This is a genomic window from Novosphingobium sp. (assembly GCF_025351285.1).
GTDB lineage: Bacteria > Pseudomonadota > Alphaproteobacteria > Sphingomonadales > Sphingomonadaceae > Novosphingobium.
Genome location: NZ_JANXWG010000044.1, coordinates 1 through 25,443 on the forward strand (window position 1 = coordinate 1; position 25,443 = coordinate 25,443).

23 protein-coding genes and 1 other RNA gene are annotated in these 25,443 nt (G+C 65.5%); 15 read left to right on the forward strand and 9 right to left on the reverse strand.

All coding sequences use genetic code 11. The annotated features are described in order from the left end of the window. Window positions 1–74 precede the first annotated feature (74 nt). The 3 genes from Q0R16_RS05230 to Q0R16_RS05240 all read right to left on the reverse strand — a co-directional run bounded on the left by Q0R16_RS05230 (window position 75) and on the right by Q0R16_RS05240 (window position 1,996). Window positions 75–323, reverse strand: a complete 249-nt coding sequence (locus tag Q0R16_RS05230; RefSeq protein WP_295633056.1) for a hypothetical protein — start codon at window positions 321–323, stop codon at window positions 75–77. Window positions 324–327: 4 nt separating this feature from the next. After that, window positions 328–750: a nucleoside-diphosphate kinase gene (gene ndk, locus Q0R16_RS05235; RefSeq protein WP_295633059.1), complete on the reverse strand. Its 423-nt coding sequence runs from the start codon at window positions 748–750 to the stop codon at window positions 328–330. Between the two features lie 478 nt (window positions 751–1,228). Next, window positions 1,229–1,996 carry a MerR family transcriptional regulator gene (locus Q0R16_RS05240; protein ID WP_295633061.1) on the reverse strand — a complete coding sequence of 256 codons (768 nt, stop codon included), beginning with the start codon at window positions 1,994–1,996 and terminating at the stop codon, window positions 1,229–1,231. 672 nt (window positions 1,997–2,668) lie between these two features. On the opposite strand from Q0R16_RS05240, the gene Q0R16_RS05245 reads away from it, so the two are divergent. Beyond that, window positions 2,669–3,667, forward strand: a complete 999-nt coding sequence (locus tag Q0R16_RS05245) for a YHYH protein (RefSeq protein ID WP_295633064.1) — start codon at window positions 2,669–2,671, stop codon at window positions 3,665–3,667. A gap of 68 nt (window positions 3,668–3,735) precedes the next feature. After that, window positions 3,736–4,767 carry a HupE/UreJ family protein gene (locus Q0R16_RS05250; protein WP_295633067.1) on the forward strand — a complete coding sequence of 344 codons (1,032 nt, stop codon included), beginning with the start codon at window positions 3,736–3,738 and terminating at the stop codon, window positions 4,765–4,767. Between the two features lie 6 nt (window positions 4,768–4,773). Here Q0R16_RS05250 and Q0R16_RS05255 read toward each other — a convergent pair whose 3' ends face one another. Genes Q0R16_RS05255 through Q0R16_RS05270 form a run of 4 tightly spaced genes read right to left on the reverse strand, consistent with a single transcriptional unit; the run spans window position 4,774 to window position 8,547 of the window. After that, window positions 4,774–5,430: a heme-binding protein gene (locus tag Q0R16_RS05255; protein ID WP_295633070.1), complete on the reverse strand. Its 657-nt coding sequence runs from the start codon at window positions 5,428–5,430 to the stop codon at window positions 4,774–4,776. Next, the gene (locus tag Q0R16_RS05260; RefSeq protein ID WP_295633073.1) at window positions 5,430–5,864 is read right to left on the reverse strand and encodes a DNA polymerase III subunit chi; all 435 of its coding nucleotides are present in this window, start codon (window positions 5,862–5,864) and stop codon (window positions 5,430–5,432) included. Before Q0R16_RS05260 ends, Q0R16_RS05255 begins: the two co-directional genes overlap by 1 nt. Before the next feature lie 5 nt (window positions 5,865–5,869). After that, window positions 5,870–7,075, reverse strand: coding sequence for a Xaa-Pro peptidase family protein (locus tag Q0R16_RS05265; RefSeq protein ID WP_295633076.1), 1,206 nt, complete (start codon window positions 7,073–7,075; stop codon window positions 5,870–5,872). Continuing rightward, window positions 7,075–8,547 carry a leucyl aminopeptidase gene (locus Q0R16_RS05270; RefSeq protein WP_295633080.1) on the reverse strand — a complete coding sequence of 491 codons (1,473 nt, stop codon included), beginning with the start codon at window positions 8,545–8,547 and terminating at the stop codon, window positions 7,075–7,077. Before Q0R16_RS05270 ends, Q0R16_RS05265 begins: the two co-directional genes overlap by 1 nt. Before the next feature lie 199 nt (window positions 8,548–8,746). Between Q0R16_RS05270 and lptD the strand changes: the two genes are divergently transcribed. The 6 genes from lptD to rsmA all read left to right on the forward strand — a co-directional run bounded on the left by lptD (window position 8,747) and on the right by rsmA (window position 15,598). After that, complete coding sequence (lptD, locus tag Q0R16_RS05275) at window positions 8,747–11,101, forward strand: LPS assembly protein LptD (protein ID WP_295633084.1); 2,355 nt, start codon at window positions 8,747–8,749, stop codon at window positions 11,099–11,101. A gap of 285 nt (window positions 11,102–11,386) precedes the next feature. Further along, window positions 11,387–11,680 (forward strand): YHYH domain-containing protein, encoded by a 294-nt coding sequence (locus Q0R16_RS19530; RefSeq protein WP_366857161.1) that lies wholly within the window; start codon window positions 11,387–11,389, stop codon window positions 11,678–11,680. A 279-nt stretch (window positions 11,681–11,959) separates the two neighbouring features. Beyond that, window positions 11,960–12,145, forward strand: coding sequence for a hypothetical protein (locus tag Q0R16_RS05280; RefSeq protein ID WP_295633114.1), 186 nt, complete (start codon window positions 11,960–11,962; stop codon window positions 12,143–12,145). A gap of 283 nt (window positions 12,146–12,428) precedes the next feature. After that, entirely contained in the window at window positions 12,429–13,700 is a 1,272-nt protein-coding gene (locus Q0R16_RS05285; protein WP_295633117.1) for a peptidylprolyl isomerase, read from the forward strand. Window positions 13,701–13,733: 33 nt separating this feature from the next. Next, the gene (gene pdxA, locus Q0R16_RS05290; RefSeq protein ID WP_295633087.1) at window positions 13,734–14,744 is read left to right on the forward strand and encodes a 4-hydroxythreonine-4-phosphate dehydrogenase PdxA; all 1,011 of its coding nucleotides are present in this window, start codon (window positions 13,734–13,736) and stop codon (window positions 14,742–14,744) included. A 17-nt stretch (window positions 14,745–14,761) separates the two neighbouring features. Further along, a complete protein-coding gene (rsmA, locus tag Q0R16_RS05295; RefSeq protein WP_295633120.1) occupies window positions 14,762–15,598 on the forward strand; it encodes a 16S rRNA (adenine(1518)-N(6)/adenine(1519)-N(6))-dimethyltransferase RsmA in 837 nt (278 codons plus the stop codon). A gap of 156 nt (window positions 15,599–15,754) precedes the next feature. On the opposite strand, the gene Q0R16_RS05300 is transcribed toward rsmA, so the two are convergent. Then, a complete protein-coding gene (locus tag Q0R16_RS05300) occupies window positions 15,755–17,887 on the reverse strand; it encodes a malate synthase G (RefSeq protein WP_295633090.1) in 2,133 nt (710 codons plus the stop codon). A 178-nt stretch (window positions 17,888–18,065) separates the two neighbouring features. On the opposite strand from Q0R16_RS05300, the gene Q0R16_RS05305 reads away from it, so the two are divergent. The 7 genes from Q0R16_RS05305 to Q0R16_RS05335 all read left to right on the forward strand — a co-directional run bounded on the left by Q0R16_RS05305 (window position 18,066) and on the right by Q0R16_RS05335 (window position 24,864). Continuing rightward, a complete protein-coding gene (locus Q0R16_RS05305) occupies window positions 18,066–19,271 on the forward strand; it encodes a hydrolase (protein WP_295633093.1) in 1,206 nt (401 codons plus the stop codon). An 18-nt stretch (window positions 19,272–19,289) separates the two neighbouring features. Next, entirely contained in the window at window positions 19,290–20,309 is a 1,020-nt protein-coding gene (locus Q0R16_RS05310; protein WP_295633096.1) for an arginine N-succinyltransferase, read from the forward strand. Next, on the forward strand, window positions 20,309–21,568 hold the full coding sequence (locus Q0R16_RS05315) for an N-succinylarginine dihydrolase (protein ID WP_295633099.1): 1,260 nt from the start codon (window positions 20,309–20,311) through the stop codon (window positions 21,566–21,568). The genes Q0R16_RS05310 and Q0R16_RS05315 overlap by 1 nt, the downstream gene beginning before the upstream one ends. Before the next feature lie 185 nt (window positions 21,569–21,753). Then, window positions 21,754–22,002 carry a hypothetical protein gene (locus Q0R16_RS05320; protein ID WP_295633102.1) on the forward strand — a complete coding sequence of 83 codons (249 nt, stop codon included), beginning with the start codon at window positions 21,754–21,756 and terminating at the stop codon, window positions 22,000–22,002. A gap of 50 nt (window positions 22,003–22,052) precedes the next feature. Next, window positions 22,053–22,874: a hypothetical protein gene (locus Q0R16_RS05325; protein WP_295633105.1), complete on the forward strand. Its 822-nt coding sequence runs from the start codon at window positions 22,053–22,055 to the stop codon at window positions 22,872–22,874. A gap of 120 nt (window positions 22,875–22,994) precedes the next feature. Next, on the forward strand, window positions 22,995–23,801 hold the full coding sequence (locus Q0R16_RS05330) for an SDR family NAD(P)-dependent oxidoreductase (protein ID WP_295633108.1): 807 nt from the start codon (window positions 22,995–22,997) through the stop codon (window positions 23,799–23,801). A 10-nt stretch (window positions 23,802–23,811) separates the two neighbouring features. Continuing rightward, window positions 23,812–24,864 (forward strand): hypothetical protein, encoded by a 1,053-nt coding sequence (locus tag Q0R16_RS05335; protein ID WP_295633111.1) that lies wholly within the window; start codon window positions 23,812–23,814, stop codon window positions 24,862–24,864. 157 nt (window positions 24,865–25,021) lie between these two features. On the opposite strand, the gene ssrA is transcribed toward Q0R16_RS05335, so the two are convergent. Next, window positions 25,022–25,433: a transfer-messenger RNA gene (gene ssrA, locus Q0R16_RS05340) on the reverse strand. Window positions 25,434–25,443 lie beyond the last annotated feature (10 nt).

Genomic DNA, 25,443 nt, shown 5'->3' on the forward strand with positions numbered 1-25,443 from the left:
GAGCGAAGTCGAGACACGCTCGCACAACGCCAGACGAGTCTCGACTTCGCTCGACACGAACGGGGTGCCTCGGATTACCCAACCTCGCTCACGTCCACCAGCGGCCGGCTTTCGCGCGTGCCGCGATAGCCCGCATCGGGCTCGCTCTCACCCGGCGAGATCACCACGTAATCGGCATGGACTTCGAGCAGCGTGCCCACGAAGGGAAACCCTTCGAGGCTGCCATTGACGCGGTAGCTCACCGTGTCGCCCGGCTTGAAGCTGCCCGCATCGAAGTTGAATGCGAACGGGCAGTCTTCACCACTCTCGCCCATGCCGATCATGGGTTTAGCCGACGATTTCTTCGGGCTTGAAGAAGTAGGCGATCTCGATCGCGGCGTTTTCGTCCGAATCCGAACCGTGGACCGAGTTGGCTTCGATCGATTCGGCCAGTTCCTTGCGAATCGTGCCCGGCGCGGCGTTGGCGGGGTTGGTGGCGCCCATGATGTCGCGGTTGCGCTGCATTGCGTCTTCGCCTTCGAGCACCTGGACCACGACCGGGCCCGAGATCATGAACGCAACCAGTTCGCCGAAGAACGGGCGTTCCTTGTGGACCGCGTAGAAACCCTCGGCCTGTTCGCGGGTCATGTGGATGCGCTTCGAAGCGACGACGCGCAGGCCGGCTTCTTCCAGCATCTTGGTGACCGCGCCGGTCAGGTTGCGGCGCGTGGCGTCGGGCTTGATGATCGAGAATGTGCGGGTCACCGCCATGGGAAAGTCCTTTTGAGCTTGGGCAAAGCGCCCGAATTCCGTTGCGCGCGGCCCCTAGCGAGGATTGCGCGGCGCCGCAAGGCGATGCGGTGCAGGGTCCTGCGCCAGCACGTGCAGGTCCAAATTCAAGATCCACGCATTTCCGGCGAGTCGCGCGGAGTTAGTTGATAAAACACATGCACGAACACGGTTTTGTCTGGGCGATGAAGCGGGTTCAACGATGCAAAGAGCCGATGCGAGCATAGCAGGCCAAGGCGATGTAGGAAAATCGTGCGTGAGCGCGCTGACCGGATCCCCCGCCCGCTTGCGGGGAGCCGCAGGCGTTCCGCAGGAACAGCGGTTAGGGGTGGACACTTTCTTGTCTGGGCCCACAGCGCTGCGCTTTGCCGCTGCCCACCCCCAGCCCCGCCCGCAAGCGGGAGGGGGCCAGAAACGGGGGCCCGCCACGGCCGATCACGACCGTGGCGGACCGTATTTTTCAGCCGCGCGGCACCGGCGCCGGGCCAACCGACTTGATGAACGCCCACACTTCGGCCGAAAAGGGCGGCTTCTGTTCGGCCTGCCACTCGGGGATCTTGTCGTACATCTTGCCGACGCCCTGCATCATGGCGGGAGTGGCAATCGCGGTGAATGGGGCCAGCAAAGCCATCCATTCATCGTAGAAGGCGCGTGCCATGTCCGACTTGGGATCCATCGGCAGGGCCGCCTGGATGCGCGCAGCCAAATCGTCCCACCTGGCTGTGTAAGCTGCCTGATCGAAGTCCGGCGGCATTTTGGGCATGGCCGCGGCGAAGTCGGCCTTCGCCTCAGGCCCGATATAGCGGTCGCTGACTGCCGACCAGTTTTCGTGTTCCATGATAGTCGCTCCTGATTTTATCAGCGAACAAAGGGTCGCGGCATCGAGCGGTTCGCCACGGTCGATGCGGGACAATGCGGTTTCGAGATGGGTGCGCGCCTCGGCGAGGTCGCGAGCCTGGGCATCGATGATGTCGATCTGGGTACGCAGCAACCGACCGAGGTCGATTCGGCGACCCTCGAACAATTGCTTGATCTGGGCGAGGCTGAGTCCGGCGCGCTTGAGCGTCAGCAGTTGGTGAACCCGGGCCAGTTCGCCGGTACCGAACAGGCGCCGGCCTGATGCGGTGCGCAGCGGTGCGATCAACCCGCGCGCTTCATAGAAACGCAGCGCCCGGCTGGTCAGGCCTGTAAGGCGCGCGACGGCGGCAATATCCAGAGTCTCGATCATGAAACGCCGTTTACAGGTTGACCATGGGTCAACTTCAAGGCCCGATTGAAGCCATTCAGAAGAAATAGTTCATCCAATGACCGCTAACCAAGACTTTCAAGCCGCAGCACCCGCTGCCGAACGCGCCCGATAGCCGCCCATCTGCAACCGAAGCTGCAAATCAGGACACGACGCCATTGCGGACCATTACCCGTAAGGCGGCTTACGCGCATTTGCAGACACCCGATCATCCCCACTCGTGGGGAGGGGGACCGCCCGTAGGGTGGTGGTGGGGGCTAACGAACTGGGGCAACACACGAGATGAAGTGTAAGATGGAGAGCCCCCTCCACCATGCTGCGCATGGTCCCCCTCCCCATGAACGGGGAGGATCTGAATGGTCCGCTCCCCACCACCAGCCGCTGTTCCTGCGGAACGCCTTCGGCTCTCCGCAGGCGGGAGCACGCATCCTTGTCCCCCGCCCGCTTGCGGGAGGGGTTAGGGGTGGGCACTTTTCTTGTTTACGCCCCAACATCGCGCTTTGACGCGGCCCACCCCCAGCCCCTCCCGCAAGCGGGAGGGGGGCCGGTCGCGCGGTTTCGCCACAGTGTCTCGCTGCCGATACACAATGATACTTTACATCATCGTCGCGCTTATGACATCGAAAGTGCCATAACGAGCGGCAGGAGCGCGCAATGACACGAGCTTCGCAAGTTTCAACGGCATTGGCAGTGATTCTGGCTCTGGGCGGGTGCGGCGGGGATAGCGGCGGCAGCACGACGACGTCCGTAACCCCGACCCCCACCCCGACTCCGACGCCCACTCCCACGCCGACGCCGACCCCCACACCGACGGGAACCGCGATCTCGACCGCCACGGTGCTGTGCCCTTACAGCCAGAGCACGCCGAACATCACGCTCACCACCGGGGTGACCGCGACCAGCACATCGTCATGGATCTGTTCGACGTCGACGCGGACCTTGACCGCGAACGGCGTGCCCAATCACCCGATCGGCACGTTCCCCAATTCGGGCAATCCCAACACGCCGACGGTGCAGACGGTCAGCTTTTCGGCCACGCTGGCGCCCTCGCTGGGCACCGCCAACAACACTTCGCGGTCGCTGGGCTATGCGCTCAACGGGGTGAAGTTCCATCCGGGCACCGGGGGCAGTTGCCCCTCCACCGCCACCAAGGCTTCGGATTGCACCGCGATCGGCATGGGCACGTTCAGCCTGGAAGCGTTGCAGAGCTTCTTCGACTTCGGCGTCGACAGCAACAACGCGCACGTCCAGCCGGGCGGGGTCTATCACTACCACGGCATGCCCGAGGGCGTGCTGACCGCCGCCGGGGTGAGCAGCACCGCGCCCAAGATGCTGCTGATCGGCTGGGCGCCCGATGGCTTCCCGATCTATGCGCGCTATGGCTACAGCGTGGCGACCAGCGCGACGAGCGCATTGAGGGTAATCAAGGGCAGCTATGCGGTCGACACGGTGGCCGATGCGGGCCGGCCTTCGGCGGCGAATATTCCGCTGGGCACCTTCGTCAGCGACTGGAACTATGTGGCGGGATCGGGCGATCTCGATGATTGCAACGGCCGCTTCGGGGTGACGCCCGAATTCCCGAGCGGCATCTACCACTACTACGCCACCGACACGTACCCGTACCTGCCGCGCTGCTTCAAGGGCGTGTTCTGATTCGCATCCGGCTGCGGTCGATCGCGTGGCTGGCGCTGGCGCTGATGGTCGGCGGCGGCGCGCCGGCCATGGCCCATCTGCTGCCCGCGCAGACCGCGACGATGAATGTGGTGGGGGATACCGCCTATTTCGTGGTGTCGGTGCCGCTCTCCGCGCTCCACGGCATCGATGATGATCGCAGCGGGGGAGCCTCGCAGGCCGAAATCACCCGGCATTCGCGCGAGATCGCGGACGCGTTCAACCGGCGCTTTCACGTCTCTTCCGAAGGCGTCGCGGGCCGGGTGCTGATGACGATGGCCTGGTCCCCGCAGACCGAAGGGCCGCCGGCCGACAGCGCCTATGTCGTCGTGCTGCACAGCGAACGCTTCTCAAGCCCGCCGCAACGCCTTGTGGTCGAGACCGACTTGTTCGGTACGCGTCCCGGCGAGGCGCAAATGACGATGACCGCCAAGCGCGACAAGCGCGAGGACAGCGCCGAAGTGGCCATCCTGCGCCCCAGCGCACAAAGCCATGCGTTCTTCAAGGGCGGCCTGGCAACGTTTGCCGACTTCGTGCGGATCGGCATCGAACATATCCTGGGCGGACCCGATCACCTGCTGTTCCTGCTGACGATCGTGGTGGCCGCAGCCGGCTGGCGCTATTGGCTGGGCGTGGTGACCAGCTTCACCGTGGCGCACAGCATTACGCTGACGCTCGCGGTGCTGGGCGTGGTGCGCGTGGCGCCCGCCGTGGTGGAGCCGGGGATCGCGGCGAGCATCGTGCTGATGGCCGCGCTCAACTTGTGGCGCGGCGGGCCGGCCGGACTTGCGGGCGGGCGCGCGCGGATCGCGGTGGTGTTCGCTTGCGGGCTGTTGCACGGGCTGGGCTTTGCAGCGGCGATCGGCGCGATCATGGCGCAAGGCGCGCACCGGCTGGCGACACTGGCGGGGTTCAACCTGGGCATCGAACTGGGGCAATTCGCGTTCGTGGGCGCGGTGTTGTTGCTGGCTGCCGTGCTGCGCCGCGTGGTGACGGTGCCGCCTGGGTTTGCGCTGACACGGATCGCTTCGGTGATCGCCGGCGTGTTGGGGATGGTGCTGCTGGTGTGGCGGTTGCCGTAGCGCCGCTCAGCCCGCGATCTGGACCATCACCTCGTTGCGCCGCATGAACCACGGGGTCCATGGCGGATTGTATTGCGCAAGCGAGGCCGGGCCGAGGGCTTTCAGGTGGCGGGCCTGCACGAAGGCCATCAGTTCCGCGGTCCGCTCCGCCACGGTGGCGGGGCGGGCGAGGCCGGAAAAGCGCAAGGCCACGAAGCGCGCGGGGGGCAGTTGGCGCAAATGGACTTGGCTGTTGTTCGGCCTGGGCAGCGTGTCCAACGTGTAGCTCGATGGCATGGTGAAGCGCACCACCCACGCGCCATTGGTTGGTGTCTGCGTTACAGGCGCGGTCATCGCAATCTTTTCGGACGTGGGCTGTTGCGCGACGGGCGCCGTCATCGCGATCTTGCGCTGGCCGGTGTTGCTTCCGAAGATGTAGCCTGCAAGCAGGCGGAAGCCCTTGCTCGCCGCGGTTTTCTGGTCGCCGGTCACGGTGACTTCGGCCGCCACCGCGCCCTGGTAATCGCGGATTTCGAACGCGCCATCGCGCGAGGACAGCGTGAACTTGGGCTCTTCGATGGCCATGACGCTGGTTCCTGTGATAGCAAGGACGATGAGCAGGCCCAGCGCGGCCAGCCAGCGCCAGATGCGGGTGGTTCGAGCGGGTGCGAGGGTGGTGGGCATCAGCCTGCTTCCTGCCATTTGCCGCCGTCCTGCTTCCACAAGTGACGATCGAGGTCTGCATGCGTTCCAAGATCACGCCAGACCGCCCGCGCGGCGACGATCGTGGCATCGCCGAACAGCAGGAATGCGCGGTCGAAGGTCAATGCTTCTTCGCGCCACACGCCGTCGGCCAGCGCGACGTAGCGCGCGCCGTTGGCGGGATGGACGGTGGTGGACAGCAGGATCGGCTGGCGATCGGCGTGGACTTCGTCCGCGCGGCCGTGGGCGAGGAAGCTTTCGGGCAGGCGCGTCCATAGCGCGTCGCTCAGCCGGTCGAACTGGTCGGGTTCGGAAACCACCAGCAGCCGTTGGCCCTGCGCCAGCGTGTTGCGCGCGATCAGCGGCAGGACCGCCTCTACCGGATCGCGCGTCAACTGGTAGAAATCGACGCGCATCGGGTTCAGATCGGGTCGGACAGCGAGCGTGCCAGCGGGGTGAAGCCTTCCGGCCCGTGCTCGGTCATCACCCAGCAGTCTTCCAGCCGCATGCCGAATTCGCCGGGGATGTAGAGGCCGGGCTCGTTCGAAAAGCACATGCCGGGCTGGAGCGGGGTCTGGTCGTTGCCGACGAGGTAGGGCGATTCGTGGCCGTCCATGCCGATGCCGTGGCCGGCGCGGTGCGACAGGCCGGGCAGCGTGAAGCCGGGGCCCCAGCCCTCGCGTTCATAGAACTTCCGGACGGCGGCATCGAGCGTCGACACCGGCACGCCCGGTTTCGCGGCGTTGTAGACCATGTCCTGCCCGCGCCGGATCGTGTCCCACACCTTGCGCTGGCGCGGGCTGGGCTCGCCGTGGACCCAGGTGCGCGAGATGTCGGACTGGTAGTCATCGACCACACAGCCGCAGTCCATCAGGATCACCGAACCTTCGCGCACGACCTGCGGTTGGCGCGATCCGTGCGGGTAGGCGCTGGCTTCGTTGAGCAGGACGAGCGCGAATTCGCTGTCTCCGCCCAGCCGCGTTGTGGCGGCTTGCATCAACGTTGCAATGTCGTTGCGGGTCATGCCGGCGCTGACTTTGCCGTGCACTTCGCGCAGTGCGGCGAGCGTGATCGCGTTAGCGCGGCGCATCAGCGCGAGTTCGGCGGGGGACTTGATCTGGCGGCAGGCGTTGACGAGGCCGGCTCCCGAGACGACCTTGAAGCCGCCTTCGCGCTGCAACCCGTCGACGATGAATTCGCGCACCGTCTGCTCGACCGCGACTGGGCCCGTCACCGGCCCGAGCGCCTTGGCGATCAGCTTGAACGGGCTTTCATCCTCGTTCCAGCTTCGCACATCGGCGGGGATCGCCAGCGTTTCCTTGACCGAGGGCGTCTCGAAGAACGGCGTGACCAGCACGACCGGGCCGCGCGCGGGGATCACCGCGGCGGTGATGCGTTCAGACCGGCTCCACCGGACCCCGGTGAAATAGACGAGGCTGCTGCCGGTTTCGACCAGCAGCGCGGCGATCCCCTGCCGCTGCATCAGGTCCTGCACTTTGGCGATCCGCGCGAGCCGTTCGGACTGGCTGATTGGCTCGGGCAGCGGATCAGTGGGCGCAGCGCGCAGGCCGTTCGCCGCGACCAGCGTCACCGCGCCTACGAGGGCAGACCGCCGCGTCAGCCGCATTACGCTTCCAGCGTATCGCGCACGAACTTGTCGAGCAGCCGTACGCCATAGCCGGTGGCGCCCTTATCCCAGGTGGCGCCGGGCTTGTCGGCCCAGACCACGCCTGCGATGTCGAGATGCGCCCACGGCGTCTGCTTTCCGCTCGCGTCCTTTTCGATGTAGCGCTGGAGGAACTGCGCGGCGGTGATCGAGCCGCCGTTGCGGGGGCCGACGTTCTTCATATCGGCGATCGGCGAATCGATCAGCTTGTCGTAAGCCGGGCCGATCGGCAGCCGCCACAGCTTCTCGCCCACGGCCTTGCCCGCCGCCAGCAGGCCATCGGCCAAGGCATCGTCGTTCGAGAAGATCCCGGCGTGTTCATTGCCCAGGCTGACCATGATCGCGCCGGTCAAGGTCGCGAGATCGACGATCCGCGCGGGGTTGTAGGTGCGCTGCACCCAGGTCAGCGCATCGCACAGCACAAGGCGGCCTTCGGCATCGGTGTTGATCACTTCGATCGTCTGGCCCGACATCGAGGTGACCACGTCACCCGGCCGTTGCGCATTGCCATCGGGCATGTTTTCGACCAGCCCGCACACGCCGATCACATCGGCCCTGGCCTTGCGCAGCGCCAGCGCCAACATCGCGCCCGCAACCGCGCCCGCGCCGCCCATGTCCCACTTCATGTCTTCCATGCCGGCAGGCGGCTTGAGGCTGATGCCGCCGGTGTCGAACGTAACGCCCTTGCCCACGAACGCGGTCGGCTGCGCCACATCGGCACCCTTCCAGCGCAGCGCCAGCATCCTGGGTTCGCGCACCGAGCCTTGCGACACGCCCAGCAGCGAACCCATGCCCAGATCGGTCATCGCCGCCTTGTCGAGCACCACGATTTCCACGCCGGTGCCCGCGAACGCCTTCTCGCAGCGCGCCACGAAGCTTTCGGGGTAGATCACGTTGGCGGGTTCGGTGACCAGTTCGCGAGTCAGCGCCGAGCCGGCGGCGATCGCGCTTTCGGTGGCCCAGGCGGCTTCGGTGCCATCAGGCGCGTTCACCGCGATCACTTCGGTGAGCGAGACCTTCTGTTCAGCGGACAGCTTTGTGCGATAGATGTCATAGCGCCAGCCGCGCAAAACCGCGCCGAGCAGGACTTGTGCGGCTTCGGCGGCGGTGAGGCCCGATCCGGCGAAGTCGATCGCCAGCGTGGTTTCGCCCGAGGTCAGGTACTTGGCGGTCAGTGCGCCGCCCGCGCGTTCTGCGGCGGACAGGCGGGCATCGCCGATCGCGTCCCCGAGCCCGGCCAGCGCAATGCGGCGGAAATCCGCGCCGCTGCCGGTGAAGCCTTCGAAGGTCTGGCCCGGCTTTCCGGCAAAGCGCCCGGCGCCGGCGGCTTCGCGCAGCGTGGCATCGAGATCGGCCGGAAACGCGTCCTGCGCCATCAGCCGCGCCACAACATGGCGGCCCGAAACAGCGGTCATGCCAAAAGTAACCTTCATCGAATGCTCCTGTCGGATCTGCGAGCAGTCCGCCGCCAGCCGCGACGAACCGAAAAAATGTGGGTTTGCAGTTAGGCCGCACCGGTGCGATAGGCAAGCCATGCTACCCCCGAAGCGGCCCGGATATTCGCCCCTCTGGCCGCCAGCCCCCAGCTTGCGAAACGTGACCCGAACCGCTTGCGCCCATCGCGCATTAGCGGTGGCTCTGGCGCTTGGCACCTGTTTGCTGTCGCTGGCCGCCGCGCACGCACAACCATTGACCGTGGGCGCGCGCGGCGCTTCGGGCGCCAGCAAGGCCAGGCCCGCGCCCAAGGCGCCCGCCGCCACTGTCTCGGTGCTCGATGCCGAAGGCACGCCCGAGCCGAAATCCGAGCCGAAGACCCCGGGCGAATCCTCGTCGAAGTCCTCAGCGGCGGCCGATAAGGAACAGATCCGCTTCGAGGCGGACGCGGTCCAGTACCAGTCCCCCGAAGCGGAATTGGGCGGTGCGCAGGCATCCGAAACCGTTACCGCCACCGGCAACGTGGTGCTGCGCCGCGATGACCAGACGGTGCGCGCCGACAATGTCACGTGGGACCGCAAGACCGGGCAGATCGTCGCCACCGGCAATATCCGGCTGGTCGACGATGCAGGCAACGTGCTCTACACCGAACGCGTCGAACTGACCGACGCGCTCAAGGCCGGGGCGATCGACAACCTGTTGCTGGTGTTGCGCGAAGGTGGCCGCCTCGCGGCAAAGCATGGGTCACGCGATGCACAAGGCGTGGTCCAGCTCGACACCGCCACCTACAGCGGCTGCGCGATCGAGGACAGCGATGGCTGCCCGCGCAAGCCAAGCTGGCAGATCACCGCGGTCAGGGTCAGCTACAACCCGGCCGACCAGCACGTGCGCTATCACGGTGCGGTGTTCCATCTGTTCGGCCTTGGCCTGCTGCCGCTGCCGGGGCTGGTCCACACGCTCGACAACCGCCCCGAAAACGGGCTGCTGGTGCCCGACATCAAGTCTTCGGCCGCCAACGGGCTGGAATTCATCGACAGCTACTACATCCGCTTCAACAACAACCGCGATCTCACGATCGGCGGCTACCTGTTCACCAACGCGTTGCCGATGGTTTCGGCCAAGTTCCGCCAGTTGACCGACATCGGCGCGTTCCAGATGACCGGCTACCTCACGCAGAGCCGCGCCATCTCGGTTTCGGGCGCGCCCACCTCGAACTTCAACTTTCGCGGCTATTTCGACACCAACGGCCATGCGCAGTTCAGCGACAACTGGGCCGTCACCTCGTCGATCCGGCTGGCGACCGACCGCACCTTCCTGCGCCGCTACGACATCAGCTTCGATGACGAATTGCGCTCGACCATCAACCTCGAACGTATCGGTCCGTCGAGCTATTTCAGCCTGGCGGCGTGGGGCGTGCAGACCCTGCGCCCCAACGAGGCGCAGGGCCAGATACCGCTGGCGCTGCCGCTGCTCGATTACCGCAAGCGCGTGACGCCGCCGCTGGGCCTGGGCGGAAATCTCGAATTCCAGGCCAACATGCTCGGCATCCTGCGCAGCGCCGGGCAAGACACGCAGCGCGCCTTTGCCAAGGCCGAATGGAACTTGCGCACGGTGACGGGCATGGGCCAGGTCGTGACGTTCACCGCGCTGGCCCGCGGCGATCTTTACCACAGCAGCTCGAACGCGCTGACCAGCACCGCGGTGTATCAGGGCCGCGCCGGCTGGCAGACGCGCGGCGTGGCGAGCGGCGCGGTCGATGTGATCTGGCCCTTCGCCGGGCCGTTCGCCGGCGGTACGCAAGTGCTCACCCCGCACGTGCAGATCGTGGCGACGCCGACGATCGCCAACCTCAACGTGCCCAACGAGGATTCGCGCGCGGTCGATCTTGAGGATTCCAACTTGTTCGCGCTCAACCGCTTCCCCGGTTACGATCGGGTCGAAGGCGGGGTGCGCTTTACCTATGGCTTCGATTACCGGCTCGACCGGCCGGGCTGGCGCGTCACCTCCACGCTGGGGCAAAGCGTGCGCCTGTCCGATCAGAACCAGTTGATCCCCGACGGCACCGGCTTGTCGAACAAGGTGTCGGACATCGTCGGGCGCACGACGCTGCGGCTGAAGGACGCGGTCGAACTGACCTGGCGCTACCGGCTCGATAAAAACAACCTGACGCTGCGCCGCAACGAGTTCGATGCGACCGTGGGCAATCACAAGACCTATTTCGAGTTGGGCTACCTCAGCCTCAACCGCAACATCGACCCCGCCTTCGAACAACTGCAGGACCGCGAGGAACTGCGCATGGCTGGGCGGGTCACGGTGAAGAAATACTATTCGGTGTTCGCCAGCGCCGTGGTCAACCTGACGCGCAATTCGCAGAACCCCGCGCTCAACGGCAACGGCTTCCAGTTGCTGCGCCACCGCGCCGGCATCGCCTATACCGACGATTGCATCGACTTGTCGTTCACCTGGCGCCGCGACTACATCACCACCGGCGACGCCAAACGCGGCAACGCCTTCCAGTTCAGCTTTGCACTGCGGAATCTGGGGATACGGTAGGGGGCGGTCTGCCTGTCACGGCAATTTTGACATATCGCGCGATGCCTGAGGAGCGCGCTTGCTCAGTGCCAGCGTTATCCTGGCGCGAACAGGATAGAGCGCGACATAGCGAAATGACGCAAAAAGATGTGCCTCATCCATCGCCACCGATCCATAACGGCCCTGCCCCGATGCCCGGTCGCGCGCATCCGTGCATTGTCCTCTGAACCCTTCCCCACCCCCCGGAATTCCCGCAATTCTCCGGGTAACGATTTGCTAATGGTTGAGTCCGCAAAAAGGTCCATAATGGCCAGAATAGCTTTGGGTCGTTTAAAAGACTGCTCCCCTTCAACCAAGGAGATCTCTGTGAAGACTTTTAAAGCGGCCCTGCCAATCGTCGCTCTGGTGTTTGCGAGTTCAGCCCTTGCGCACGAACCGCCCGCTGGGCGAAGCGTGACTGAATTGTCCCCAGCAAAGATCAAACACAATGGTCGCTCCGACAGCCTGCCCAAGCCAGTAGCGCACAGCGGTGGCACCGACGCAAACGGCTGCCACACAAATCACGCGACAGGCGACTATCACTGTCACAGGCCAAAATAAAAAGGCTTTCGAGTTAAGTTGGACACAGGCGTTCCAAACGTCCAGGCCTGTCGAGCTGTTTCACGTTTTATGCATTGGCTGCCCACGGCACCAGCGAGTTCCGGTTGCATTTTGACCGGAGCGCGGCGCAGTCCGAAGGTAGCAGCACAATGCCGAAGCGCCTGTCAGCAAAAATTAACCATCTTCGACCTAGGCCCTCAGGGTCATCGAAGGGACCTTCCCGTGCGCCGATTTTCCGTTTTTCTTCTAGGCCTGCTGCTTTCGGGTTGTGTTGCATCGATGGCGGGAAATGCAGTCACCGGCCTCGCCGGAACCGCGGTCCGTGCGCCCTTCAAGGTCGGCAGCAAAGCGATCGACATGGCGACGACCAGCCAAGAAGAAGCCGATCGCAATCTCGGCCGCAAGGTCCGCAAACAGCGCAAACGCGAAGCGCGCGAGCGCCGGGACGCCAGGCAGGCACACTGACTTTTACCAATCGGGACGCTGCAGGACACAATTGCCGAATTCCGGCCCCCCTTTCCCCGCATTCGCAAACCCGCTATCGCGCGCGCCAATCAGCTTGGGTTAAGCCGGGCCGCGCCAGATGCCTGACAATTCCTTGATGCCATTTTTGGGGCGGCCCGCCCGCCCGACAGGACCAGTTCGTTCCATGATCCAAGCCTATCGTCCGTTTCGCAAGTCTGTTACCTCGCTGGTGGCCCTCGGCCTCGTGCTGTCGGGCGCATCTGTGCGCGCGCAGTCCGACCCGATGGCCGGCGCCGGTGAGCAATCGACCAGCGGACAGCTCAACCTGCCCGCCAACCCCGAATTCTTCGGCAAGAACGATCCCAACAACCGCCGCGCCACCGCCATCGTCAACGGTGAAATCGTGACGGGCACCGATGTCGACCAGCGGCTCGCGCTGATCCTCGCAGCCAACGGCAACAAGGTTTCGCCTGAGGAAAGGGAGCGGCTGCGGTTGCAGATCCTGCGCAACCTGATCGATGAAACGTTGCAGATCCAGGAGGCCAAGGCCGCCAAGATCGACATCGGCGATGACGAAGTCGACGAGACTTACGCGCGGGTTTCGCAACAGAACTTCCAGAAAAGCGCCACCGCGCTGGCCAAGTACCTGATCTCGGTCGGTTCGGCGCCCGCCTCGCTCAAGCGCCAGATCAAGGGTGAACTGGCGTGGCAGCGCCTGCTACGCCGTAACGTCCAGCCCTATATCAATATTTCCGCCGGCGAAGTGCAGGAAATGATGGCCCGGCTCAAGGCGGCCAAGGGCACCGAGGAATACCGGCTGGGCGAAATCTTCCTCTCGGCCAATGATGAAAACAAGGCGCAAGTCGCGGAAAACGCCAAGAAGATCGTCGAGCAGCTCAAGCAGGGCGGCAGCTTCGTGGCTTATGCGCGCCAGTACTCGCAGGCCTCCACCGCCGCGGTCGGCGGCGATCTTGGCTTCATCCGGCTGGCGCAGTTGCCCGCCGAACTCAGCACCGTGGCGCAGCAGATGAACACCGGCACCCTGGCCGGGCCAGTGCCGATCCCCGGCGGTTTCTCGATCCTCTACCTGATCGACAAGCGCCAGGTGCTCACCGCCGATCCGCGCGATGCGGTGCTCAGCCTCAAGCAGATTTCGCTCGATTTCCCCAAGGGCACGACCAAGGACGACGCGCAGAAGCGCGCCTCGATCTTCGCCAAGACCATGAGCGAAGTGAAGGGCTGCGGCGCCGCCGACGATGCCGCGCACGGGATCGGCGCCGCGGTGGTGGAAAACGACAACGTCAAGGGCCGCGATTTGCCCACGGGCTTGCAGGACCTGGTGCTCAAGCTCTCGGTCGGGCAGGTCACCCCGCCGTTCGGCAGCCTCGATGAAGGTGTGCGCGTGCTGATGCTGTGCGGCCGCGACGATCCGCAAGTGGCCGAAGGGCCAAGCTTCGAGCAGATCCAGACGCAGATGGAAGACGATCGCGTCAACAAGCGCGCGCAAGCCTACCTGCGCGATCTGCGGCGCGACGCGATCATCGAGTATAACTGATCGGGACACGATTGCTGTGCTAGGGAGCGACAGATGACGCTCCACCTCCCCATCGCGGCCAGCCTTGGCGATCCCGCCGGCGTCGGCCCCGAACTGCTCGCCGCCGCTTGGGCCAAGCGGCGCGAGACGGGCCTTTCGCCGTTTTTTGTCGTTGGCAGCCGCGCGGTGATCGAGGCGGCAGGCAAGGCGCGCGGGATTGCGGTGCCGGTCTCGGTAATCGGTGCGCCGCACGAAGCGCTGGCGGTGTTCGACGATGCCTTGCCGCTGCTCGACCTGGGCGACGCCGCCTACACACCGGGCAACCCGACCGAGCCCGGCGCGCAATTGGCCCTGCGGGCGCTTGAGATCGCGACGGGACTGGTGCGCGGCGGCGCTGCCGGGGCGCTCATGACCGCGCCGGTGGCAAAAGTGCGGCTGGCAAAGATCGGCTTTGCCTATCCGGGCCAGACCGAATTCGTGGCGCAGGCGTGCGGTGTCATGGCCAAGAACGCGGTGATGATGCTGGCCGGGCCGAGCCTGCGGGTGGTGCCGGTGACGGTGCACGTACCGCTTAGCGAAGTGCCGGGCATGCTGACATGCGAACTAATCCGCAACCGCGCGGCGATTGCCGCGCATGCGCTGGTGCGCGATTTCGGGATTGCGCATCCCCGGCTCGCCGTGACCGGGCTCAACCCGCACGCCGGCGAAGACGGACGGATGGGGCACGAGGATGCCGATACGATCGCGCCCGCGGTCGAGGCGCTGCGTGCTGCCGGAATCGACGCGCGCGGGCCGTTGCCGGCCGATACGATGTTTCACGCCGAAGCCCGGCTGACCTATGATGTGGCGATCTGCATGTACCACGACCAGGCGCTGATCCCGATGAAGGCGCTCGATTTCGACGAGGGCGTCAACGTCACGCTCGGGCTGCCGATGGTGCGCACTTCACCCGATCACGGCACCGCGTTCGATATCGCGGGCAAGGGTGTGGCGCGCGCGAATGCCACGATTGCGGCGCTGCGCATGGCTGCCGAAATCGCGTCGCGGCGGGCGCTGGCGGCGTGAGCGGAGTCGAGTACGTGGTGCCCGATTTGCCCCCGCTGCGCGAGGTGGTGGCGAAGTACGGGCTTCAGGCGTCGAAGGCGCTCGGCCAGAATTTCCTGTTCGACGAGCAGTTGCTGAAACGCATTGCGGCGATCCCGGGCGATCTCACGGGCCGCGACGTGCTCGAAGTCGGCCCCGGCCCCGGCGGGTTGACGCGCGCATTGTTGCGGAGGGGCGCCAAAGTCACCGCGATCGAAATGGACAAGCGCTGCCTGCCCGCGCTGGCCGAACTTGGCGAGGCATTTCCCGGCCAGCTCACCGTGATTGAGGGCGACGCGATGAAGATCGATCATGCGAGCTTGTTCGCGGGGCCCTTCGATATCGTCGCGAACTTGCCCTACAACGTCGGCACCGCGCTGTTCGTGCGCTGGCTGGGAGGGGCAGACTCAGACCGGGACATCTGGCCGCCGCAATGGCGTTCGCTGACGCTGATGTTCCAGCAGGAAGTGGCCGAACGCATCATCGCGGCCACAAATGCCGAGGCTTACGGGCGGCTGGCCGTGCTGGCGCAATGGCGCGCGAGCCCGAAAATCGCGATGAAAGTCCACCGCAGTGCCTTCACCCCGCCGCCCAAGGTGATGTCGGCGGTGGTGCACGTTACCCCGACGGATCAGCCCGAAGCCACCCGCGCACGGACGCTCGAACGCCTGACCGAAGCCGCCTTCGGCCAACGCCGCAAGATGTTGCGGCAGAGTTTGAAGAGCGTGCCCGGGGCGATCGAGGCACTGGCGACGCTGGGAATTGCCAGCGACCGGCGGGCCGAGACGCTGGGGGTGGCGGATTTCGTCGGGCTGGCGCGGGTGTTGGGAAGTTGACCCGCTCACGCTGCGCCTGAACGGCCCACCCCGCTGCGACTAGGCAGCAAGCTGCCAAGTCTCGCTCCCCTCCCGCAAGCGGGCGGGGAACACCTTTTAGTCCCCCTCCCGCTTGCGGGAGGGGTTAGGGGTGGGCACTTCGAATTTGGGACAGACTCAAGCCGGAACGGACCGGGCCTCCCGATCGTGTTCCTTCTTCATCAACCGCCACGCGTGCAGCAACGGCTCGGTATAGCCACTCGGTTGTTCCACGCCCTTGAACACCAGATCACACGCCGCGCGGAAAGCGAAGCTGGTGTCCCAGTTGCCCGCCATCGGCTGATATTCGGCATCGCCCGCGTTCTGCGCATCGACCTTGGCGGCCATGCGCTTGAGCGAATCCATCACCTGATCCTTGCTGCACACCCCGTGCAATAGCCAGTTGGCCATATGCTGGCTGGAAATGCGCAAGGTCGCGCGGTCTTCCATCAGGCCGATGTCGTTGATGTCGGGCACTTTCGAGCAACCGACGCCCAGATCGATCCAGCGCACGACGTAACCCAGCAGCCCTTGCGCGTTGTTGTCGAGTTCCTCGCGCACTTCGGCCTCGGACCAGTTCACGCCATCCGCCAAGGGGATCGTCAGCAGCGGTTCGAGCCCCGGAATCGGCCGCGTTGCCACTTCCTTCTGCACGTCGAACACCGCTACCTGATGGTAATGCATCGCGTGGAGCGTGGCGGCGGTTGGCGAAGGCACCCAGGCGGTGTTGGCGCCGGTCAGCGGGTGCGCGATCTTTTCCTGCATCATCGCGTGCATCCGGTCGGGCGCGGCCCACATGCCCTTGCCGATCTGCGCGCGGCCCGAAAAGCCGCTCGCCAGCCCGATGCCGACGTTGCGCGCTTCGTAAGCCACGATCCACTGGCTGGCCTTCATCGCGCCCTTGCGCACCATCGGCCCCGCGCGCATCGAGGTGTGGATTTCATCCCCGGTGCGGTCGAGGAAGCCCGTGTTGATGAACACCACCCGGTCCTTTACCGCATGGATGCAGGCGGCCAGATTGGCGGACGTGCGCCGTTCCTCGTCCATCACCCCCACCTTCACGGTGTAGCGCGGCGCCCCGAGCAGGTCTTCGACCGCGTCGAACAAGTCATTGGTGAACGCACATTCGTCAGGCCCGTGCATCTTGGGCTTGACGATGTAGATGCTCGCCTGCCGGCTGTTACGGTTAGGCCCCAGCCCTTTCACGTCATGCATGCCGATTGCGCTTGTGATCACCGCGTCCATGATGCCTTCGGGGATCTCGTGGCCATCTGCCAGCATGATCGCAGGATTGGTCATCAGGTGGCCGACGTTGCGCACGAACAGCAGGCTGCGGCCCGCGAGCGTCAGCGCGCTGCCATCGGTGGCGGTCCAATCGCGGTCTGGATCGAGCGCGCGGGTCATCGTCCGGCCGCCCTTCTGGAACGATGCGACCAGATCACCGCGCATCAGCCCAAGCCAGTTGCGATAAGCCAGCGTCTTGTCCTCGGCGTCGACCGCGGCGATCGAATCTTCCAGATCAACGATCGCGGTCAGCGCGGATTCGAGGACCACGTCGGCGATTCCGGCCTTGTCGGTGCTGCCCACCGGGTGATCGCGGTTCAGCACCAGTTCGATGTGCAAGCCGTTATGTTCGAACAGCAATCCGCCCGGCCTGGTGCCTACGAACTGTGCGGGATCGGCCAGCGCCGGCACGCCCTCCCCATCCCAGTCGGCCCAGTTCCCCTCCGCCAGCGGCAGCGCCAAATCGAGGAACGCGCGCCCTGCCGCGATCACCGCCGCGCCGCGTTCGTGGTCGTAGCCACCAGGCTTCGCCGCCGGCGCATCGAGCGCATCGGTGCCATAGAACGCATCGTAAAGGCTGCCCCAGCGCGCATTGGCGGCGTTGAGCACGAAACGGTCGTTGAGCGCAGGCACGACAAGCTGCGGCCCGGCCATCAGCGCGATCTCGCGGTCCACATTGGTCGTGCCGATCACAAAAGGCGCGGGTTCTGGGGCGAGGTAGCCGATGGCCTTCAGGAACGCGCGGTACTGTTGCGGGTCGATCGGCTTACCGCGATGTTCACCGTGCCAGGTGTCGATCATCGCCTGCAATTCGTCGCGGCGGCCCAGAAGCGCGCGGTTTTGCGGAGCGAACCGTTCGCAAATCGCGGCGAAACCCTGCCAGAACGTGCCTGCATCAAGCCCGAGCGGCGCCAGCACGTCGCTTTCGACGAAGTGCGCGAGGCCGGCGTCGACGCGGAGGGTGCTGCGTTTTGTGTAGTCGTTCATGAACCTCACCATAAGTGCTGCGGACGCGATCGGATCGCGCCCGTGTTGAATCGCCTGTCCTGGGGAGGAACACCGCCGCCTATGGCCGATCGCCTCCAATTTGGCAATTCCCCGGCAACTTGGCAATTCCCCGGCGCGCATCTGGCCTTCAAGACCCGCTCGGGCTAGACGGTTTCGCATGCAACAGCTTTCCCGCACCGAATCCGCGCTGGCGGGCCAGACCGATGCTGCCGCCATGCTCACCCAGGTCGAGGCGTGGAGCCATATCAACAGCGGCACCGGCAACCTTGCCGGTCTTTCCACGCAGGCCGATGCGCTGGCAGAGGCGTTCTCCGCGCTGCCGGGCGATCTGGAACTGCTCGCGCCCGCGCCGGTCGACGCGGTGGCGGCGAACGGCGCGCGGATCGAGCAATCGCATGGGCGCCACCTGGTCCTGCGCGTGCGGCCCGACGCGCCGCGCCGCTATCTGTTGACCGGGCACATGGACACCGTGTTCGCCGCCGATCACCCGTTCCAGCGCACCCGCTGGATCGACGCGGTGACGCTGAACGGCCCCGGCGTCGCCGACATGAAGGGCGGCATCGCGGTGATCCTGGCCGCGCTGACTGCGTTCGAAGCCAGCTCGCAAGCGGCTCGCGTCGGCTATGACGTGATGATCAATTCGGACGAGGAAACCGGCAGCCTCTCTTCCGCGCCACTGATCGCCGCGCTGGCGCAGGGCAAGGCGGCTGCGCTGACGTACGAACCCTCTGCCCTGCCCGATGGCACGCTGGCGGGCGCGCGGGGTGGCAGCGGCAACTTTTCGGTGGTGGTGTCGGGCCGTTCCGCACACGCCGGGCGCAACCCTGGTTACGGCCGCAATGCGCTGGTGGCGGCGGCCGATCTGGCGGTGCGGCTGAAGCACATGGAAACCAGCGGGCTCACCATCAACCCGGCGCGGATCGACGGCGGATCGGCCAACAATGTCGTGCCCGATTCGGCAGTGCTGCGCTTCAACATCCGGCCGAAAAGCGAGCTCGATGCCGAGCGGTTCAGCCGCGCGATCTACCTGATATTGCACGAAATCGAGCAGGAGCACGAGGTTTCGCTCCACCTCCACGGCGGGCTTACCCGCCCGCCCAAGCCGCTGACGCCGGCGGCCGAGGCGCTGTTCGGGCTGGTCAAGCAATGCGGCGAAGCACTGGGCCAGCCGATAAGCTGGATACCCTCGGGCGGGGTGTGCGATGGCAATAACATCGCCGCGCTGGGCGTGCCGGTGGTCGATACGATGGGGGTGCGCGGGGGCGCTATCCATTCGGACGAGGAATATCTGCTCGTGCCCAGCCTGGCCGAGCGCGCGGCGCTGTCGGCGCTGGTGCTGCACCGGCTATCCGGTGGAGAGTAACTTGGCTGGGGGAGAATAATGGCTCATTTCCGCATCCGCGCTGCCGCTGCATCGGACCTGCAACACCTTTACGAGATGGCCAAGCTGACCGGCGGCGGCTTCACCAACCTGCCCGCCGACAAGCCCTCGCTGACCGCCAAGCTCGAACGGTCGATTGCCGCATTCGGGCGGGACGGCGATTTCGAGCCCGCCGAACTGTTCGTGCTGATCCTCGAGAACGTCGAGACCGGCGATGTGCGCGGCACGTGCCAGTTGTTCACCGCGGTGGGCCAGACCTGGCCGTTCTATTCGTACCGCATGACCACGCTGACCCAGCATTCGGTCGAGCTCAAGCGCACTTTCCGCGCCGAGATGCTGGCTTTGGTGACCGACCTTGAGGGATCGAGCGAAGTCGGCGGGCTGTTCCTGCACCCGCACGAACGCGCAGGCGGGCTGGGCATGTTGCTGGCGCGCAGCCGCTACCTGTTCATCGCGATGCATCGCCAGCGCTTTGCCGATCGCATCCTGGCCGAACTGCGCGGGATCATCGACGAGCGTGGCGGATCGCCGTTCTGGGATGGCGTGGCCGGCCGGTTTTTCGGCATGAACTTCCAGGAGGCCGATTACTTCAACGCCATCAACGGCAACCAGTTCATCGCCGATCTGATGCCCAAGCACCCGGTCTACGTGGCGATGCTGCCCGAAACCACGCGCAGCGCGATCGGCTTGCCGCACCCCAGCGGCCGCGCGGCGATGCGGATGCTGGAGGGCGAAGGCTTCAGTTACGAGGGCTTCATCGACATCTTCGACGGCGGCCCGACCATGACCGCGCGGACCGACAAGGTCGAGAGTATCGCCAATGCCAAGGCGGTGAAAGTGGTCTCCGTGGTGCCGTGCGAGGAAGGATCGAAGGCATTGGTGGCGACCGGGCACCTTACGCAGTTTCGCTGTTCGTTCGCCACGATCGCGCCGGCCGGTGAAGGCATCGCGCTCGATCCCGAGGCGGCAGCCGCACTCGGCGTGGGTGTAGGCGATACAGTGTGGTGGGTGGCGCGCTGATGGCTCTGGTTGAGATCAACTTCGACGGGATCGTCGGGCCGAGCCACAATTATGCCGGGCTGAGCCTGGGCAATCTCGCTTCGGCGCGGCACCTGGGCAATGTCAGCTATCCGCGCGCTGCGGCCTTGCAGGGGCTGGAAAAGATGCGCGGCAACCTGGCGCTGGGGCTGGCACAGGGGTTCTTCGTGCCGCTGCCGCGGCCCGATGCCGCATTCCTTGCGGCGGTGGGGCTTGAGGGTGAGGCTGGCGACAGCGATCGAAGGGTGCGCGCGATGGCGTGGTCCGCGTCATCGATGTGGACTGCCAACGCCGCCACCGTCTCGCCCGCGCCCGATACCGCCGACGGGCGCTGCCACCTGACCCCGGCCAACCTGGTAACGATGCCGCACCGTTCGATCGAATGGCCCGAAACGCAACGGCAATTGCGACTCGCCTTCGCCGATCCCGCGCACTTTGCGGTCCACGGCCCAGTCCCCGCGTGCTTCGGCGACGAGGGCGCGGCCAATCATATGCGCATGGCGACCAGCCACGATGCGGCTGGGATCGAGATCTTCGTGTACGGCCGATCCGGCGGCGCATTCCCTGCACGCCAGCACGAGCAAGCCAGCCGCGCTGTGGCCCGTGTGCACGGGCTGGCCCCCGAACGCTGCCTGTTCATCGAGCAAAGCCCCGCTGCGATCGCGGCCGGCGCGTTCCACAACGACGTGGTCGCGGTGGCCAATGGTCCCGTGCTGTTTGCGCACGAACAGGCCTTTGCCGATCGCGCCGGCGCCGAAGCGGCAATCCGTGCTGCCTTGCCCGCTGCCGAATTCGTGACAGTGCCCGCCAGCGCGGTGAGCCTTGAAGAAGCAGTGCGCAGCTACTTGTTCAACGGGCAACTGCTCACGCTCCCCTCGGGCGAGATGGCGCTGGTGATCCCCGAGGAAGCCTGGAACAGCGCATCGGTCCGCACATGGCTCGATGCGATGCTCGCCTCGAATGGCCCGATCCGCCGCGTGATCCCGGTCGACGTACGACAATCAATGGCCAATGGCGGCGGCCCGGCGTGCCTGCGCTTGCGCGTGGTGGCCGATCCCGCGACGATCGATCATCGCTTTTTGCTGGATGAGGCACGCGGTGACCTGATGGCGCGGGTGATCGCGGAGCACTGGCCTGAGCAGATCGATCCGGCCGACCTTGGCCTCGCAAGCCTCGCCACCACCGTCCGTGCGGCGCGCGGCGCGCTGTTGAATGCGCTGGATCTTGCCGAACTCGGCTGACGGCACGCGCAAGACAACTCACCGATTCGCGTGCAACTCCGGCCCAATTTGTGCGTATAACCTCTTGTTAACGCAAGGCTGTCGGTCAGCTTGACAAGCCCGGCTGCGGTTAACCATCCTATGCCCCGCAAATCCGGGAATGGCACGATGATTGCGAAGCCAAAGGTTAAGAGGAACCGGGGCCCGTGTTGATGAAAATTGCGCGACTGTTTGTGATCAAGACCCGGCTCGAAGCCTTCGCGATCATTTACGCGCTGGCTTTGGGCGCGATCCAGCGCGGCCGGGTCTATCTCGACATCTATCCCGGATTCCAGGGCGTGCTGCTGTTCCTTGCCTGCACCGGCGCGGTGTTCATGGCCGGCGCGGCAATCCTCGATTCGGTGCGCTACCGCACGGCATCGCGCGCAGCGGCGGTGTTCGAGGGGCGGGCTTGAATCACAGGCGCAAGGCTTTGCCCGCATTGGCTTGCATGGTTTGCTTGTGCTTGAGCATTCCTGCTGCGGCGGAAACACCCGGAATCGTGGTCAACGCGATCCCGCAGGACGCTGCCAAGCTCAAGCACGAGGTTGCGGGTTTCATCCGGACCGTTACGCAGCTTACCGAAGTCGATCAATACGCGCGGCGGGCCAAGCCGTTCTGCCCGGTCGTGCTCAATATCGATCCGCAATATACGGCGTCGGTGCTCGACAAGGTCCGCCGCGCCGCCGCGGCCACGGGCACGTTGACCGAAGCGCGGCCGGGCTGCGAGCCCAACCTGGCGATCATATTCAGCAACGATGGCGACAGTCTCGTCCGCGCGATGAGCATGCGCCAGCCGCTGCTGTTCGCGGGCCTGACCATCGCGAAGCGGCGCGAACTGTTCGATTCGGGCCGCGCCGTCCGCTGGTGGTACGGCACCGGGACCGAGGGCGCCGATGGCGACAAGGTCGATGAAGAAGGCAATCTGAAGGTCTGGCACGCCAGCCTTGTTTCGACGGGCGTCCGCTTCAATCTTTCGGCAACGGTCGTGGTGGTGGATATCACGAGGGCGGAAGGGTACCCGCTCGATGCGATCGCCAGCTACGCCGCCATGGTCGCGTTCGCGCAGATCAAGGGGACCGACGGCGGCCTCGCCGGCTTGCCCTCGGTGCTGGGCATGTTCGCGCGCACTGGTGCCCGCAGCAATGCGCAACCCGATCTGACGGTGTGGGATCGCGCCTACCTCCACGGGCTTTATCACATCGCACCCGACCGGCCCGCGTGGCAGCAGCGCAGCGCGCTGGCCGGCGCCATGATCGCGGCCGCGCAAACTTCGCCAGAACCGTAAACCGATCGTCGCGGCAGGACCGTGCATCATCGCCCCGGCGGGGTGCGTGGCCGTTTGCAAACTTCGTTGGCGACCATATCACCTTCCCAGGCGCCGGCTGACCGCGCGCGGGAGAGAGCAATGGACCTCGAGCTTCATGGCCGGCGCGTGCTCGTCACCGGCAGCAGCAGCGGCATCGGCGAAGCCATCGTGCGGCTGTTCACCGAGGAAGGCGCGCGCGTGGTCGTCCACGGGCGCAACCGCGATCGGGCCGAAGCCGTGGCAGCCGAGATCGGCGCGGCGGGCGTGGCGATCGGTGAATTGTCCGAGGACGGCGGCGCGGCGGCGGTCCATGCGCAAGCCATGGCTGCGCTGGGCGGGTCGATCGAAGTGCTGATCAACAACGCCGGCGGAAATTCCGAAGGCAACACCTCGAAGCGCCCGGCCGAGATCGCGGCCGAGGATTTCCTGTCCAATTACAAGGCCAACACGCTCGGCGCGGTGCAGTTGTGCCAGTTGTGCGTGCCCGCAATGGTGGCCGCCAAATTCGGGCGGATCGTCAACGTGTCGAGCGCGGTGGCGATGCAGCCCAACTTCATGGGGGTCGACTATTCGGCCGCGAAAGCTGCGCTCAACAACTACACGGTCAGCCTGGCGGGATCGCTGCGCGGGGTGAACGTGACCGCCAACGTGCTGACCCCCGGTGTGATCATGGTCGACGGGCTGGTGCGGTTCGGGCGGCACAAGTTCGGCGATCCTTCGCTGACGCCCGATCAGGTCAACGAACGGCTGGCCAGCGAGCAGGTGTTCGAGGTGCCCCCCGCCGGCCGTTTCGGGCTGCCGCGAGAGCTGGCGATGGTGGCGGCGATGCTCGCCAGCCCCGCCAACGGCTTCATCACCGGCGCCAATTACCGCGTCGACGGCGGCCAGGTGCGCGGGCTCAATTGAGGGATTTGCCATGACCCAGAAAACCTACAAGGTCATCCAGTGGGCCACCGGCACCGTCGGCAAGGCTGCGCTTAAGTACTTCATCGAGAACCCGGTGACCGAGCTGGTCGGGGTGCTCGTCACCGACCCGGCCAAGGTGGGCAAGGACGCGGGCGACATTGTCGGGCTGCCGAAGACGGGTGTGCTGTGCACCGATGACGTGGACGCGATCGTGGCGATGGAGGCCGATTGCGTGCTGTTCGCGCCCTCGATGATGACCCCGCCGATCGACATGGTGTGCCGGTTGCTAGCCTCGGGCAAGAACGTGGTCTCGCCGGCGGGGCCGTTTCTGCCCAACAAGTTCATTCCCGAACACGCCGCGCGGGTGGAGGCGGCGTGCCGCGAGGGCGGCGTTTCGTTTCACGGGTGCGGGATTCATCCGGGCTTTGCGGGAGATATCCTGCCGCTGACGCTGGCGCGGTTGATGAGCCGGATCGACTGCATCGAATTGAGCGAGGTGATCGACAAGGTGCGCAACCCGATGATCTACACCGAGATCATGGGCTTCGGCGCCGATTGCGACGAGTTGCTGGCCAAGCCGCGCCGATCGCCCGAGACGTACAAGCACTTCTATTCGTCGATGAGCATGATTGCCGAAGGCCTCGGCGTCGAGATCGATGAAGTGACGGTGAAGTTCGAGGTGGCCAGGGCTCTGGTCGATATCGAGCACCAGTTCGGCCTGGTGAAGGCCGGCACCTGCGGCGGGCAGCATTACGAATGGACCGCGTGGAGCGGGGGCAAGCCGCTGATCGTGTATCATTTCTACTGGCAGCTCGGCACGCAGATCGAGCCGCTTTGGGAAGAGGGCGAAGCCAAATATCGCGTGCGCATCCACGGCGATCCGCCGCTCGAATGCCACCTGATGGCAATGGCGGACGCCGATGGCCGGCACCCGTTCCTGGGCATTCCGTGGACCGGGCTGGTGGGCTGCACGGTGGTTCCGCAAGTGTGCGATGCGCCGCCGGGGGTGGTGTCGCATCTTGACCTGGGCGTGGTGCGGCCACGGGGGCTGGTGCGGAGGTAGCGAGTCTTGTTTGCCGGACTGACGTCCGGAGGCTTCCCCAAGCCCACACCCCACCCGAACCACCCATAGGGTACCTATTGTTGGGTGGTTTGGGTGGGGGTGTGGGCTCGGGGAAGCACGCGAAATTCGCTCTTTCGCGAATTTCGCCAAACCAAAAAGTGGGGCGGTTCTGTTGCCCGGCCCGCCCCGCGCCGCTGGAGTCCCTTCTGTTACCCGGTGGGCCCGACCGTGTTCTGGCTTTGTAAGGTCAGGGCGTTAGCCCCTAGAATTACGCTGCGAGAGCAAGTGCTTCGTTATCGTTGGCACTTATGGGTTTTGAGCCTTGAACGGGTTACTCAGCCCGGGCAAAAATACCGCTTTTCAACACACGTCGATCCTGGTTCGGCCCCGTCATCACCCCTGCGATAACAGGGCGCCGGCCTGACGCTTGCGCGTATCCGACTGGTGGTGGTGGAGCCGCCGGGTACTGCCCCCGGGTCCGCTGCGCCTATTGTACGGTACACTTTATCACCATAGCCGGTCGAAACCGGCAGGGGTGATATAGGCGCTTGGGGGGAAAAGAAAAGGGCGGGCACCGCA